This window comes from Streptomyces sp. BK022 (assembly GCF_004217355.1).
GTDB lineage: Bacteria > Actinomycetota > Actinomycetes > Streptomycetales > Streptomycetaceae > Streptomyces > Streptomyces griseoluteus.
Genome location: NZ_SHKU01000003.1, coordinates 645479 through 659731, shown reverse-complemented (window position 1 = coordinate 659731; position 14253 = coordinate 645479). Strand labels below are relative to the sequence as shown.

Below are 14253 nucleotides of genomic sequence, written 5' to 3'. Positions count from 1 at the left end.
TAGGAAGCTTGCTTCTCTGGAGGCCGTCGCCTGGCGCCACGGTCCTCACGGGTCGCGGCGCCGACGCCTGCGGCCACCACGCGGAGCGTGCTGGAACGCGAACGGCGACCCACCGTCCCCCACGTAAGAGGTTTTCGTGTCGTTCTCCGCCATCCGCCGCGTCGTTTCCCCGAAGAAGGCCGTCACCGTGGCCGCCCTGGCCGCCGGTGTCGCCGGTGTCGCCCTCGGCACCGCCCCCGCCCAGGCCGCGACGAACCCGTCGCCGTCCTCGGCGCAGTCCGTCGCGCACAAGATGATCCCTGACTCGGCGCAGTACAGCGCGTTCAGCAAGATCGTCGAGCACGAGAGCGGCTGGAACGTCTCCGCCAAGAACAGCTCCTCCGGTGCGTACGGCCTGGTGCAGGCCCTGCCGGCCTCCAAGATGTCCTCGGCCGGCTCCGACTGGAAGACCAACCCCGCCACCCAGATCAAGTGGGGCCTGGACTACATGAACTCCCGCTACGGCAGCCCCGCCCAGGCGTGGAACTTCTGGCAGGCCAACGGCTGGTACTGAGCCGTCCCCGCACGCGGGCCGTACCCCCGCACCGGCCGTCCGGTGCCACGACCACCCGTGGTCGACGGCCCAGCCCCCTCTCCTTCCCGCACCCTCGCCACCGCTCGGCGAGGGTGCGCGCGCATGTCCGCACCCCCGTGGTCCACTGGTCCGGCCCCCGCCCGCCCGACCGGAGGACGCGATGCCGAGGACGATGCGGCTCCCGTGGGTCCTGCTCGTACTGACCGTGGTGAGCGGACTGATCGACGCGGTCGGCTATCTGGGCCTCGGCCGCGTCTTCACGGCCAACATGACCGGCAACGTGGTCATCCTCGGCTTCGCCGCGGTCGGCGCCCCCGGCTTCTCCGTACCGCTCACAGCCACTTCGCTGGGCTGCTTCCTCGCCGGGGCGGCGGCAGGCGGCCGGCTCACCTCCCGCGTCCGCCGCGCGACCCGGCCGACCCTCGTGGTGGAGGCCCTGCTGGTCGGCGCCGCGGCGGCCATCGCCCTGGCCCGGCCCGAACACCCAGGCACCCGCTACGCCCTGATCGCCCTCACCGCGCTGGCCATGGGCCTGCGCAACGCGACCGTCCGCGCCCTGGGCGTCCCCGACCTCACCACCACGGTCCTGACCATGACCCTGACGGGCCTGGCCGCCGAGTCCCGCCTGGGCAGCGGCACCGCCGACCGCTCCCCCCGCCGCACAGCCGCGGTCCTCTCCATGTTCGCGGGCGCCTGCCTGGGCGCCTGGCTGGTCCTCCACCACGGCCTGGGCGTTCCCCTGCTGCTGGCGGCGCTGGCCGCAGCGGTACTGGCGGTCCTGGCGCCGGACCGCGACTGACCCCGCTACCGCTCGCCCCGGCAGCCCTCTGCCCGTGCGGCTGAGCCGGCATCCGGTCTCCGTACGTAGACCACCACCTGGGCGCCCCACACCCGCACCCGCCCGCACTCCTCGAAGTACTCCCTGAGCGTGCGCCGCTTGACCTCCTCCCGGGGGAAGGGGTCGAGGGGCCGGCCGTCGGGGTCGGTCAGGGCGATCACGCGGGGCACGGCCAGGAGGCGGGACCGGATGGTGTCCGGGGGCAGCTCCGTGCCCTGGAGGGTGCGGGAAGCGGCCGGGGAACGGGCCAGGGCCACGTCGTCCAAGCGGGCGTACAGCGCCGGGTACGACAGCAGCCACTCGCGGCGGCGGGACGGGAGGAACAGCACGCCGTCGCCGGGGCGGGACAGCTTCCGTACGGTCCGGGCGACCGCCACCACGTCGTCCTCGCGGCTCTCCGGGGTCCGCACCGCCAGGGAGGCGGGGAGCAGGGCGAGGGCCAGCAGGCAGACGGCGGCCTTCCCGACGTGCGCCGGCAGGCGATCCAGGGCGAGGCCGGCGAGCAGGGCCAGGCCGGTCAGGGCGTACAGGACGTAGCGGTCGACGTACCACGGCCGGAGCAGCGAGACGGTGATCAGGAGGCCGGGCGGGACGGTCAGCAGGGGCAGGGCGAGCGCGGTCACCGTGCGGTCGGCCAGGGGCGGGACACGGCTCAGCAGCAGGCCCAGGGCAGATACGGCCAGGAAGGCCAGCCACATGGCCGGGCTCGGGCGGCCCAGCCAGCCCAGCTGCCGGCCGGCCTGACGGGCGCCGACGACCGCCAGCGGCGCCACCGCGACCAGCACCCCGGCCGCCGCCCACCCCCATCTCCGCCACGGCACCCCCAGCAGCCGCAGCGTCACCGCGTGGGCGAGCAGCACCAACGCGGCGAACTCGTGCACCCAGCACACGACCGCCAGCAGCGCCCCGTACCCCGCCCACCAGCCGCGCGCGGCGGAGTCGATCCCGCGCACGAAGAGATAGGTCGCCCAGACCACACCGGCGGTGACGAGGGCGTACGACCGCCCCTCCTGCGCGTACTGCTGGGTCGCCGGGAAGAGGGCGAACAGCACGCCCGAGAGCACACCGGCCCGTGGTCCGGCGAGCCGGGAGCCCAGCGCCCCGACCCCGGCGGCGGCGAGGGCGGTGGCCGGCACCGAGGGCAGGCGCAGGGCGACCAGACCGCCGTCCCAGAGGGCGAAGACGCCGTGCATGAGCAGGTAGTACAGGCCGTGCACGGCGTCGATGCGGCCCAGCAGCGCGAGGAGTTCGCCGAGCGTGCGGTGGGACACCTGGTAGGTGACGGACTCGTCGCGCCACATGCTGCTGTGCCGGGTGAGTCCCCACAGCCCGAGGACGGCGGCCAGTACGGCGGGCGCGAGCACGGGTGCCGTGGTGCGCCGCTCCGGCACCCGGGGCGGCGCGAGCGGGCGGTCGAGGTCACGCGTCGGGGTGTTCACTTGCCTCAGCCGGAGCTGACCGGCTGCGCCCGCTCCTGCGGCCTGCGCTGCCCCGGCGGCCGTCCGAGCTCGCCGGAGGCGGCGATCTCCCGGGGCCCGAGCAGTACGTACGTCAGGGCGAAGCCGCCTCCCACCACCAGCGCCCCGCCCACCGCGTCCAGCACCCAGTGGTTGGCCGTGGCCACGATCGCCGTGACGGTGAACAGCGGATGCAGCAGCCCGAGCCCCTTCATCCACCAGCGCGGCGCGAGCACCGCGACGACCACCCCGCACCACAGCGACCATCCGAAGTGCAGCGAGGGCATCGCCGCGTACTGGTTGGTGATCGCGGTCATCGCGCCGTAGTCCGGGTTGGCGAGGTCCTGCGCCCCGTGCACGGTGTCGACGAAGCCGAGCCCCGGCATCAGACGCGGCGGCGCCAGCGGGAACAGCCAGAAGCCGATCAGCGCGAGCAGCGTGGCGAAGCCGAGGGAGGTCCGGGCCCAGCGGTAGCCGACCGGGCTGCGCCAGTAGAGGACGGCGAGCACGGTCAGCGGCACGGCGAAGTGGAAGGACTCGTAGTAGAAGTCGAGGAATCCGCGCAGCCAGCCGACCCGGACGACCGCGTGGTTGACGGCGTGCTCGATGTCGATGCGCAGGAACCGCTCGGCGTCGAGCACCAGTCGCCCGTGGTGCTCGGCCCTCTCCCGCCCGAGTTCGTCGCTGCCCCCGGTCGCCGCGAGGCGCACCTGCGCGTAGGCCGCGTAGGTCACGCGGATGAGCAGCAGCTCCAGCAGCAGGTTGGGCCGGGTGAGCGAGCGCCGCAGGAACGGCGGCAGCGGTACGCGTCCGGACCGGGCCGGCACCTGACGGGCGTACGCGGTGGGCGCCGGGGCGTCGTAGTGCGGGGAGCTGCGCGGCAGGAAGGGGACGGCGGTCGCGGCGGCCAGCGCGGCGAGGAGGACGAGGTTGTCCCGCAGCGGGTACATCACCGGGGTGTTCGGGAGCATCATCGTCGCCGGGAGCGTGGTCACGAGGACCACCGCGACCGGCCAGACCGTACGGTCCGCGGCCCGCCTCCCGACCCGGCCGACCGCCGCGAGCAGCACCCACAGGAGCTGGTGCTGCCAGGTCGTCGGGGAGACGGCGACGGCCGCGCACCCGGTGACGGCCACGGCGAGCAGGAGCTGCCCGTCACGGGCGTAGCCCACGGCCCGGCGCAGCGCGAGGACGGCCACGGCCGCGCCGAGCAGCAGGAAGAGCGCGATCTCCGGCGGACCGCTGAGCCCGGACCGGAGCAGGGCGCCGTGCAGCGACTGGTTGGCGAGCGCGTCGGCGCTGCCGCCGAGGCCGACGCCCGCCATGTGGTGCACCCAGTAGGTGAGGGAGTCGCCCGGCATCGCGGCCCAGGCGAGCAGGGTGCCGCCGGCGAAGGTGGCGGCGGCGGCGAGCGCGGCCCGGCGGCGGCTGGTGCACCAGAGCAGCGGGACGAAGAGCAGGACCGTCGGCTGGAGGGCCGCGGCGAGGCCGACGAGCACGCCTGATCCGCGTTCGCCGCGCACCGCGAAGCAGCCCAGCAGGACGAGCAGTACCGGGATGACGCTGGTCTGCCCGAGCCAGAGGGTGCTGCGGACCGGCAGCGACACCATCAGGAGGCTGATGGCGACGGGGGCGGCCAGCAGGGCGGTACGGCGCCCCACGGGCCGGGGCAGCGCGTGGGCGACGACCAGGCCGAGGGCGACGACCAGCAGCAGCGTGCCGAAGGTCCAGCCCCAGCCGAGGGCCTGTTCGGCGGCGCGGGTGAGCGGCTTGAGGACCAGGCCGGCGAAGGGGGTGCCGGTGAACCGGGTGGAGTCGTACAGGGAGCCGTTGACGTGCAGGACGCCGTCCGGGCCGACCCAGGTCTCCAGGTCGGTGAGGCGCTGCCCGCTCGGGGTGGTGAGGACGAGGGCCGTCTGCCGGGCGGCGAGGATCGCGGCGACCGCCCACAGGGCGAGCCGGGCGGCGCGCAGCGGGGCTCTGGGGCCGGCTCCGGCCGTCGCCAGGGTGTCCGCCGACCGTCCGCCGTGCTCCACGTCCACCACGCCTCGTGGCCTCCCGCCCCATCGCGTCACCGGATGTCCGTCACCCATTTGTCCGGATGACGATAGTCCGAAGGGGATGCGGTTTCCGGTCCGGAGCGCGATATGGATCACATTTCTGATGCGGATCATGCTCGGTGAACGGGGCAGACGTACCAGCGTAGACGCGGTTTCTTTGCAGAAAGCAACAGTCCGCGCACAGGACGTAAGGGGCCGAAACTCTCCTATCGTCTTATTTCTGCCTGACGCACGTCACCGCCGTCGTCGTCCGGCGTCGCCCGTGTCCCCGTCGAAAGGCAGGCGAGTTTCGTTTTGGCCGCCACCGCTGTGAGTCCCCGTCCGAAGTCCCTTCGGACCCCGAAGACCCAGGCAGAGCCCACGGTCACCGACCCGGCGCTCGTCAAGCGCGCCGTCAAGGCGGCCGCGCTGGGCAACGCCATGGAGTGGTTCGACTTCGGCGTCTACAGCTACATCGCCGTGACACTGGGCAAAGTCTTCTTCCCTTCCGGGAACCCGACTGCACAGCTCCTCTCGACGTTCGGCGCCTTTGCGGCGGCCTTCCTCGTCCGCCCCCTCGGCGGTATGATCTTCGGTCCGCTGGGCGACCGTGTCGGGCGTCAGAAGGTCCTCGCCGTCACGATGATCATGATGGCCGCGGGCACGTTCGCCATCGGCCTGATCCCCTCGTACGCCTCCATCGGCGTCGGCGCGCCGGTGCTGCTGCTGGCGGCCCGGCTGGTGCAGGGCTTCTCCACCGGCGGTGAGTACGCCGGTGCCTCGACCTTCATCGCCGAGTACGCGCCCGACAAGAAGCGCGGCTTCCTCGGCAGCTGGCTGGAGTTCGGCACGCTGGCCGGCTACATCGGCGGCGCGGGCCTGGTCACGCTGATGACGGCCCTGCTCTCCAGCGACGACCTGCTCTCCTGGGGCTGGCGCATCCCGTTCCTGATCGCCGGTCCGATGGGCATCATCGGCCTGTACCTCCGGATGCGCCTGGAGGAGACCCCGGCGTTCGCCGCCGAGGTCGAGAAGGCCGAGACCAACCGGCCGAAGGTGCCGCTGCGCGAGATGCTCGCGGGCCAGTGGCAGTCGCTGCTGCTCTGCGTGGGCCTGGTGCTGGTCTTCAACGTCACCGACTACATGCTGCTGTCGTACATGCCGAGCTTCCTCACCAGTGAGCTGAAGTACGACGAGACGCACGGTCTGCTGGTCGTGCTCGGTGTGATGGCGCTGATGATGATCGTCCAGCCGTTCGCGGGCGCCCTGACCGACCGCGTCGGCCGCCGTCCGGTGATCGCCGCCGGCTGCGCGGGCTTCCTGTTCCTGTCGATCCCGGCCCTGCTGCTGATCCGCCAGGGCAGCCTGCTCGCCGTCGCGCTCGGCATGGGCGCGCTGGGTCTGCTGCTGGTCTGCTTCACCGCCGCCATGCCGGCCGCGCTCCCGGCGCTGTTCCCGACCCGGGTCCGCTACGGCTCGCTGTCGATCGGCTTCAACGTCTCGGTGTCCCTGTTCGGCGGTACGACCCCGCTGGTGGTCACCGCGCTGATCGGCGCGACCGGCAACCTGATGATGCCCGCGTACTACATGATGGCCGCCGCCGTCATCGGTGGCTTCGCGGTGTGGCGGATGAGCGAGTCCGCCGGCCGCCCGCTGCCGGGCTCGCCGCCCGCGGTGGAGGCCGAGCAGTAGGAGTCCTCTCTCCGGGCGAGGTGGGCGCGGGAACCGTTCGTACGGTTCCCGCGCCCTCTTCTGTCTTTCCGGGGGCACCATGGACCCTGGCAGAGGCTTTGCGCGGACACTCGGGAAAGGCAGCACACGCATGAGCGAGTCGCAGCGGTGGGACGACGTCGACCTCTACTTCACCAGCCGGCTCGCACCCGACGACGACACCCTGCGGGCCGCGCTGCGCGACTCCGAGGCGGCCGGGCTGCCGTCCATCGCGGTGACCCCCACCCAGGGCAAGTTCCTCCAGCTCCTCGCGCAGATCCAGGGCGCCCGTACGGTGCTGGAGATCGGCACCCTCGGCGGGTACAGCACCATCTGGCTGGCCCGCGCCCTGCCCGAGGACGGCCGCGTGGTCACCCTGGAGCACAGCCCGGCACACGCCGACGTGGCGGTCCGCAACATCGCTCGCGCGGGCCTCGACCGGATGGTGGACGTACGGGTCGGCCCGGCCCTGGAGTCCCTCCCCAACCTCGCCGACGAGAACCCGGCCCCCTTCGACCTGGTCTTCATCGACGCCGACAAGGCCAACAACCCGCACTACGTCGAGTGGGCCCTGCGGCTCACCCGCACCGGCAGTCTGATCGTCCTCGACAACGTCGTGCGCGACGGCCGCGTGGCCGACCCCACCAGCACCGACCCCGCCATCACCGGCACCCGCGCCGCCATCGACCTCATCGCCGACCACCCCCGCCTCACGGGCACGGCCCTCCAGACGGTGGGCGGCAAGGGCTACGACGGCTTCGCCCTGGCCCGCGTGGTGGGCTGAGGCCGGCCTCCACAGCGCCAGGCCGGGCCCGCTGAGCCGGGGCACAGGTCGGCAGACAGGGCGCCGTTGGGCTCGGCGTGCGCCGGACGCACTCGAACCCACGGGCCCCGCCACGTGCCCCGCCGGGCCGGCAAGGGCCAGACACCGGCCGGCCCTCCGCGCCCCGGGTTCCGGGCGCCGGGAAACACAGCCCGCACCCGCCCCCGGCGACAGCCTGCCCCACCCAGCCGGGCCACCGGTGCGCCCGCCGACCGGCACACGCACCCGGCCCCACGGGCCCCGGCCCAGGGACCATCACCCCGCGTGACCCCGCGAGCAGGCAGACGGGTGTCGACGGCATGGCGGGGAACACCCCTCGCGCAGCCCCGGCGGGGGCACGCACCTCGCCTCTTGAAGCGGAGGGCGCCCCCACCGCTGAGCCGGCGGCAGCCCCATCGCCGAGCCGGCGGCGGCTACGGCTCGTGGTAGAAGCCCACGTTCACGCTGCGGGGCGCCGTGCGGTCCTGGATGACCACCTCGCCCGAGGCTCCTCGGGGGAGGCGGACGGAGCCGCCGTAGGGGACGGTCTGGGCGTACTCGCCGACCGTGAGGCGGACCTCGGAGGAGGGGTCGGGCTGGGAGCCGTGGAGCCAGGAGAGCTGCCAGCCGCCGTCGGGGCCGCAGAGGAACTCCAGGTGGACGCGGGAGACGAAGAGCCAGTCCTCCGGGGTGACCAGCCGGCACACCGCGCCGTCCCGGCCCACGCGGAGCGCGGCACCCGGTTCGCTGGGCGCCTCGGCCATCGTCATGCCGGCCGTGGCACCCGCTTCCTCGCTGGAGACGGCGGCCATGGTGAGTTCGAGCACGCGTGTTCCCCCTGAAGCCCCTTGGCGCGGACCCCTGATCGCCGCACCGCCGCCGCATGATAGAACGCCCGGCTCGTCCACGTCCGGCACAATGGGGGGCATGACCGAGCGAAAGCCACCGCGCGTCCCGTTCGAGTCGTGGGTCGACCACCAGATCAACGCCGCCCAGCGCCGCGGCGAGTTCGACGAGCTGCCCGGCACCGGTAAGCCCCTGCCCGCCGGACTGGAGGGCGCGTACGACGAACTCTGGTGGGTCAAGCGGAAGATGGCCCGCGAGGGCCTCGCCGTGCTGCCCCCGGCGCTCGCCCTGCGCAAGGAGGCCGAGGACGCGCTCGCGGCGGCGTACGCGGCACCCTCGGAGCGGGCCGTCCGGGAGATCATCACGGCCGTCAACGTCAAGATCCGGGACATGATGTTCCGTCCCCCGCCGGGCCCGCCGCTGGGCAGGAAGCCGTACGACGTGGACGAGGTCGTGGCCGAGTGGCGGCGCCTGAGGGGCACCGGCGCCTGAAACCCGCTTGCCCACGCCCCGCGTCCCCGCTGGGATGGCCGCATGACGACGTGGACCATCGCCCCGGAACCGTACGACTCGCCGGTGGCCGCGGCCCTGTGGCGGGCGTACTACACCGAGGTCAGCGACCGCTGGTACCTGCTGCACGAGGGACACCGCACCGCCCCGGCCGAGCTGGAGCGGGAGATCGCGGCCCGCGCCGGCGCCGAACTCGCCCCGCCGACAGGCGAGTTGCTGGTCGCGCGGTACGGGGGCGAACCGGCCGGCTCCGCGGGCGTACGCCTGCTCGCCCCGGACACCGCGGAACTGACCCGCGTCTTCCTGTACGCGCACACACGCGGCCGGGGCGGCGCCGCCCCGCTGGTCCGCGCCGCCGAGGACGCCGCCCGTGCCCTCGGCGCCCGGCGGATGATCCTGGACACCCGCACGGACCTGGTGGAGGCCCGCGCCCTGTACGCCCGGCTCGGCTACACCGAGACGGAACGGCACAACGAGGACCCGTACGCCGAGCACTGGTTCACCAAGGACCTCAGCCGGGCTTCCGCACCTGCGGACGCTCCCGCTCGGAGCCGCACAGCTCGGCGGTGAGTTCCTTCACCAACTGCACGAGGTCCGTGGGCCGTCCGGGCTCCCACCAGTCCCCCAGCAGGTCGGACAGCGAGTCCTCCCGGGCCTTGGCGAGCCGCGCGGCGACCTCCGCCCCGGCCGGGGTGAGCGACAGCTCCAGCCCGTCGCGCGCGGCGAGCCGCCGTTCCTCGACCTGCCGGGCGGCGGCCAGCACCGTGCCGAGCGGCACGGGGGCGCGCTCGGCGAGGACGTACGGCTCCACGGACCCGTACTTGCGCATCCGCAGCAGCATCCAGCTCGCGGCGGGCAGCAGGTCGTACCCGGCGCGGGCGGTGATCTCCTCGTAGATCTCCCGCCGCCCCTCGCGGGTGCCCAGCGTGGACAGCGCGCGGCACACCTCCTCGTAGGAGGAGCGGTGGACCGGGTTGGGCGGGATGGTCTCGGAGGCGTCCGGGGCGGTGACCGAGCCGCGCAGCCGGTCCTCCTTGAGGAACCAGGCCAGCACGAAGCCGAGGAACGCGACCGGGGCGGCGTAGAGGAAGACGTCGGTGATGGACGAGGAGAACGCGTGCAGCGCGGCCGGCCGCAGCGGGGGCGGCAGCGCGCCGATGCCGCGCGGGTCGGCCTCCAGCGCGTCGGGCGAGAGACCGGCCGGCAGCCGGACGCCCCGGAAGGCCTCCGCCAGCTTGTCGCCGAGGCGGCCCGAGAACACGGTGCCGAAGATGGCGACGCCGAAGGACGCGCCGATGGACCGGAAGAAGGTCGCGCCGGAGGTGGCGACACCGAGGTCCTGGTAGGACACCGCGTTCTGCACGATGAGGATGAGCACCTGCAGGACGAGGCCCAGTCCGAGGCCGAAGACGAAGAAGTACAGGCTCATCTCCAGCGTGGAGCTGTGTTCGTCGAGCTGGTGCAGCAGGAGCAGGCCGAGGGCGGTGACGGCGGTGCCCGTGACCGGGAACACCTTCCAGCGGCCGGTGCGGCTGACGATCTGCCCGGAGACGGTGGAGGTCAGCAGCAGCCCGACCACCATCGGCAGCATGTGCACGCCGGACATGGTGGGCGAGATGCCGTGCACGATCTGGAGGAAGGTCGGCAGGTAGGTCATCGCGCCGAACATCGCGAAGCCGACGATGAAGCTGATCACGGCGGCGAGGGTGAAGGTGCGGATGCCGAACAGCTTCAGCGGCAGAACGGGTTCGGCGGCCCGCCGCTCCACGGCGACGAAGGCGACGGCGAGCAGGACGCCGAGGACGGCGAGCCCGATGATCTGCCCGGACGCCCAGGGCCAGGTCGTCCCGCCGAGCGAGGCGACCAGCACCAGGCAGATGGCGACGGAGGCGATCAGCAGGGTGCCGAGGTAGTCGATGGCGTGCCGGGAGGTACGGCGCGGGATGTGCAGGGCGGCGGCGATGACGACGAGCGCCACGATCCCGACGGGCAGGTTGACGTAGAACACCCAGCGCCAGCTCAGGTGCTCGGTGAACAGCCCGCCGAGCAGCGGCCCGAGCACGCTGGTCGCCCCGAACACGGCCCCGAAGAGCCCCTGGTACCGGCCGCGCTCACGGGGCGGGACGATGTCGCCGACGATCGCCATCGACAGCACCATCAGACCGCCGCCGCCGAGACCTTGAAGCGCCCGGAACCCGATGAGCTGCGGCATGTTCTGCGCCATCCCGCACAGCGCGGACCCGATCAGAAAGATCACGATGGCGAGCTGGAACAGCCGCTTCCGCCCGTACTGGTCCCCGAGCTTCCCCCACAGCGGGGTCGCGGCGGTCGACGCCAGCAGATACGCCGTGACGACCCAGGAAAGGTGCTCCAGCCCGCCCAGATCGCTCACGATGGTCGGCAACGCCGTCGACACGATCGTCTGGTCCAGCGCGGCCAGCAGCAGCCCGAGCAACAGGGCCCCGATGGAGACGAGCACATTCCCGCTGACGTGCTCACCCCGGCGCACCTCCTCGGCGGCGCCATGCGTGTCCAAGGCCATGAAGACCTCCCAGCCCTCGGTTGCCTGCTCCCATGTTCGGCGGTCCAGGGGGCTACGGCCTGTCGAGAGCGGGGGGTGACGGCCCCGGCTTGCGCGGGCGGTCAGCCGATGAGAAGGCGGATCGTGCCGTCCTCCTGCGGCTCCAGGCTCAGCTCGGTGAGGTCCTTCACCAGCGCGTCCGGCCCGTACTGCCCCGCGCGCGGGCCGACGCCCACCACGCGCATGCCCGCCGCGCGCCCCGCCGCGATGCCCGCGCCGGAGTCCTCGAAGACCACGCAGTCGGCGGGGTCGACGCCGAGTTCCGCCGCGCCCTTGAGGAAGCCCTCGGGGTCGGGCTTGCTGGCGCCGACCGACTCGGCGGTGACGCGGACCTCGGGGAGGGGAAGCCCGGCGGCGGCCATGCGGGCGGTGGAGAGGGCCACGTCGGCGGAGGTGACCAGGGCGTGCGGGGTGCCGGCGAGGGCGGCGAGGAAGGCGGTCGCGCCGGGTACCTCGACCACGCCGTCCATGTCGGCGGTCTCCTCGGCGAGCATGCGGGCGTTGTCCGCGAGGTTCTCCTCGACGGGACGCTCCGGCAGCAGCAGCGCCATGGAGGCGTGGCCCTGCCTGCCGTGCACGACGCTCATCACCTCGTCGCCGTCGAGCCCCTGGGCGGCGGCCCAGCGGCGCCAGATGCGCTCGACCACGGCGTCGGAGTTGACGAGGGTGCCGTCCATGTCGAGCAGGAGGGCGCGGGCGGTGAGAACGGCGGGCTCGGTGGCCATCGGCAGCTCCAAAGACGCGCGGGCCCCGGTCGAGGGGCCCTGTGGGACAGGGCGTCCGGCGCGGGCGGCGGGGGTTCCTGTCGGGGACAAGGCGGCCCCGCCCGCCGGTCAGGGGGTGCGGGCGGGAGCCACTTTGTTCCCCCACGGTACAAAACGCGGACCGCATCCCGCCACCACGCCTCCCCCGAGAGCCTCCGGCGGGCACGGGGAACCTCGGGGAGGGGGCGTCTCGGCCGTGGTGATCCACCGGCTGACGCGCCCGCCCACCCGGTACCCCGGAACGCCCCCGTCGGCCGGGCCGACCCGCACCCCGGTCCTCGGGAGGGGCGCCGGGCGGCGGCGCCGCGCCCCGGAGGCGGGACCCGGCCGGACGCCCACTCGGCTCCCGCTCATCCGCGTCCCGCCTCCGGGCAGGCGCTAGCCGGCGATCGCCTCGTACAGGCTCCAGACACCCAGGCCGATCATCAGCAGGGCCGCGATCTGGGTGATCAGCCGCAGCGGTACCCGCTTCATCAGGGCCTTTCCGCCGACGATGCCGAGTCCGGCCACCGCCCACAGACCGAGCACCGCGCCGAGGCCGACGGAGAGCGGGTCGTCGTAGCGGGCGGCGAGGTTGGCGGTCATGATCTGGGTGAGGTCACCGAACTCGGCGACCAGGATGAGCATGAAGCCCGTACCGGCGACCCTCCAGAAGGACTGGTCGGCGGGCTTCTTGATCTCCTCCTCGCCCTCGTCCTTCTTCAGCAGCAGCACGGCCGCGCCGCCGAGGAAGAGGACACCGGTGAGGGCGTGCACGATCTGCTGCGGGAGCAGGGTCAGCACGCTGCCCGCCGCGACGGCGAGCACGACATGCACCAGGAAGGCCGCGGCGACACCGGCGAAGACGTACGACGCGCGGTAACGGGCACCGAGGACGAGGCCGGCGAGCGCGGTCTTGTCCGGCAGCTCGGCGAGAAAGATGACGCCGAAGACGAGCGCCGTCACGGTGATACTGATCAAGGTTCCTCAATCGGTCGGGGCCGCCCCGCCGAGAGTGCGCGTTCCACGCGTGAGACACCTCGGCACGGCAGCACACTGGGCACCCGCACCTCGAGGGCACGGGCGTGCACTGCTTGCCGAAGGTCTCGCTGGCGGGTCCCACGGGATTCCGCCTCCGGGCGCCGGCTCAGGCTCGCTGAGCAGTATGTCGACGGTCCGGCGAAGAGCTACTCCCCTTCTGCACCGCCCATCGTACGGGACGTGAAAGTTCCGTCCTGAACCTTGTCGTGTCATGGACGCGTCACTAGCTTCTAACCGGGCGCTCACCCCACCGCAACGCCACCCGGCGAGCATTCCCCTGCCCGCGCGCCAACACTCCTACCCCACAAGGGAGTTCCTATGTTCCGCATGTCCCGATCGTCCCGGTTCTACGCGCGTCGACGGCTCGGTGTCGTCGCCGCGGCCACCGGTCTGCTCGCCTCCGCCGCGCTGTTCAACTCGCCGGCCGCCTCGGCCGCCCTGCCCACCCCGGTCAGCGGCGCCACCGCCCGGAGCTACCTCTCGCAGCTCACCGTGGCCACCGAGAACCGCACCGGCTACAACCGGGACCTGTTCCCGACCTGGATCACGATCAGCGGCACCTGCAACACCCGCGAGTACATACTCAAGCGGGACGGGACGAACGTCACGACCGACTCCGCCTGCGTGGCGACCGGCGGCAGCTGGTACTCCCCCTACGACGGCGCGACCTGGAGCGCGGCCTCCGACGTGGACATCGACCACCTCGTCCCGCTGGCCGAGGCGTGGGACTCCGGCGCGAGCAAGTGGACGACGGCGCAGCGGCAGGGCTTCGCCAACGACGTCACCCGGCCGCAGCTCCTCGCGGTCACGGACAACGTCAACCAGGCCAAGGGCGACCAGGACCCGGCGACCTGGATGCCGAGCCTCACGTCGTACCGGTGCACCTACGTCCGGGCGTGGGTCCAGGTGAAGTACTACTACAACCTCTCGGTGGACTCGGCGGAGAAGAGCGCGCTGACGAACTACCTGTCGGGCTGCTGACGGCAACCCGCCTCCCCGTCTCCACACCCACGGCTCGTCCCGGCCCTCCCGGCCGGGGCGGGCCGTCGCCGTTTTCCGATCATGGCTGAATGTTGAACTTGCAAGTACGAGTGAGGCTTACCTAACCTGGG

General features: G+C 72.9%; 13 protein-coding genes. 7 read left to right on the top strand and 6 right to left on the bottom strand.

Annotation, left to right across the window (positions count from 1 at the left end):
* The first annotated feature begins 136 nt into the window (after positions 1-136).
* Positions 137-553, top strand: coding sequence for a transglycosylase SLT domain-containing protein (locus EV284_RS14495; RefSeq protein ID WP_130333975.1), 417 nt, complete (start codon positions 137-139; stop codon positions 551-553).
* 181 nt (positions 554-734) lie between these two features.
* Entirely contained in the window at positions 735-1373 is a 639-nt protein-coding gene (locus EV284_RS14490) for a YoaK family protein (RefSeq protein ID WP_242625681.1), read from the top strand.
* Positions 1374-1378: 5 nt separating this feature from the next.
* Here EV284_RS14490 and EV284_RS14485 read toward each other — a convergent pair whose 3' ends face one another.
* Both EV284_RS14485 and EV284_RS14480 read right to left on the bottom strand, forming a co-directional pair.
* The gene (locus EV284_RS14485; protein ID WP_242625680.1) at positions 1379-2851 is read right to left on the bottom strand and encodes a glycosyltransferase family 39 protein; all 1473 of its coding nucleotides are present in this window, start codon (positions 2849-2851) and stop codon (positions 1379-1381) included.
* A gap of 5 nt (positions 2852-2856) precedes the next feature.
* Entirely contained in the window at positions 2857-4914 is a 2058-nt protein-coding gene (locus EV284_RS14480; RefSeq protein ID WP_242625679.1) for a bifunctional glycosyltransferase 87/phosphatase PAP2 family protein, read from the bottom strand.
* A 324-nt stretch (positions 4915-5238) separates the two neighbouring features.
* On the opposite strand from EV284_RS14480, the gene proP reads away from it, so the two are divergent.
* Complete coding sequence (gene proP / locus EV284_RS14475) at positions 5239-6600, top strand: glycine betaine/L-proline transporter ProP (protein WP_207229029.1); 1362 nt, start codon at positions 5239-5241, stop codon at positions 6598-6600.
* A 130-nt stretch (positions 6601-6730) separates the two neighbouring features.
* Positions 6731-7402 carry an O-methyltransferase gene (locus EV284_RS14470; RefSeq protein ID WP_130333969.1) on the top strand — a complete coding sequence of 224 codons (672 nt, stop codon included), beginning with the start codon at positions 6731-6733 and terminating at the stop codon, positions 7400-7402.
* A 452-nt stretch (positions 7403-7854) separates the two neighbouring features.
* On the opposite strand, the gene EV284_RS14465 is transcribed toward EV284_RS14470, so the two are convergent.
* On the bottom strand, positions 7855-8247 hold the full coding sequence (locus EV284_RS14465; RefSeq protein WP_130333967.1) for a hypothetical protein: 393 nt from the start codon (positions 8245-8247) through the stop codon (positions 7855-7857).
* 100 nt (positions 8248-8347) lie between these two features.
* On the opposite strand from EV284_RS14465, the gene EV284_RS14460 reads away from it, so the two are divergent.
* Positions 8348-8758: a DUF1992 domain-containing protein gene (locus tag EV284_RS14460; protein WP_130333965.1), complete on the top strand. Its 411-nt coding sequence runs from the start codon at positions 8348-8350 to the stop codon at positions 8756-8758.
* Between the two features lie 42 nt (positions 8759-8800).
* Positions 8801-9346: a GNAT family N-acetyltransferase gene (locus EV284_RS14455; RefSeq protein ID WP_130333963.1), complete on the top strand. Its 546-nt coding sequence runs from the start codon at positions 8801-8803 to the stop codon at positions 9344-9346.
* Here the strand turns inward: EV284_RS14455 and EV284_RS14450 are convergent.
* The 3 genes from EV284_RS14450 to EV284_RS14440 form a co-directional block, all read right to left on the bottom strand.
* Positions 9288-11318, bottom strand: a complete 2031-nt coding sequence (locus EV284_RS14450) for an MDR family MFS transporter (RefSeq protein ID WP_130333961.1) — start codon at positions 11316-11318, stop codon at positions 9288-9290. The two genes, EV284_RS14455 and EV284_RS14450, sit on opposite strands and share 59 nt — an antisense overlap.
* A 101-nt stretch (positions 11319-11419) precedes the next feature.
* Positions 11420-12082: an HAD-IA family hydrolase gene (locus EV284_RS14445; protein ID WP_130333959.1), complete on the bottom strand. Its 663-nt coding sequence runs from the start codon at positions 12080-12082 to the stop codon at positions 11420-11422.
* 417 nt (positions 12083-12499) lie between these two features.
* Entirely contained in the window at positions 12500-13081 is a 582-nt protein-coding gene (locus EV284_RS14440; RefSeq protein WP_086694149.1) for a TMEM165/GDT1 family protein, read from the bottom strand.
* A 387-nt stretch (positions 13082-13468) separates the two neighbouring features.
* Here EV284_RS14440 and EV284_RS14435 point away from each other — a divergent pair, with 387 nt between their 5' ends.
* Positions 13469-14122 (top strand): HNH endonuclease family protein, encoded by a 654-nt coding sequence (locus EV284_RS14435; RefSeq protein WP_130333957.1) that lies wholly within the window; start codon positions 13469-13471, stop codon positions 14120-14122.
* Positions 14123-14253: the final 131 nt, after the last annotated feature.

Coding starts and splice junctions, on each gene's coding strand:
- EV284_RS14455 (WP_130333963.1), top strand. CDS start 8,801: ATGACGACGTGGACCATCGCCCCGGAACCGTACGACTCGCCGGTGGCC.
- EV284_RS14470 (WP_130333969.1), top strand. CDS start 6,731: ATGAGCGAGTCGCAGCGGTGGGACGACGTCGACCTCTACTTCACCAGC.
- EV284_RS14450 (WP_130333961.1), bottom strand. CDS start 11,318: ATGGCCTTGGACACGCATGGCGCCGCCGAGGAGGTGCGCCGGGGTGAG.
- EV284_RS14460 (WP_130333965.1), top strand. CDS start 8,348: ATGACCGAGCGAAAGCCACCGCGCGTCCCGTTCGAGTCGTGGGTCGAC.
- EV284_RS14435 (WP_130333957.1), top strand. CDS start 13,469: ATGTCCCGATCGTCCCGGTTCTACGCGCGTCGACGGCTCGGTGTCGTC.
- EV284_RS14490 (WP_242625681.1), top strand. CDS start 735: ATGCCGAGGACGATGCGGCTCCCGTGGGTCCTGCTCGTACTGACCGTG.
- EV284_RS14445 (WP_130333959.1), bottom strand. CDS start 12,082: ATGGCCACCGAGCCCGCCGTTCTCACCGCCCGCGCCCTCCTGCTCGAC.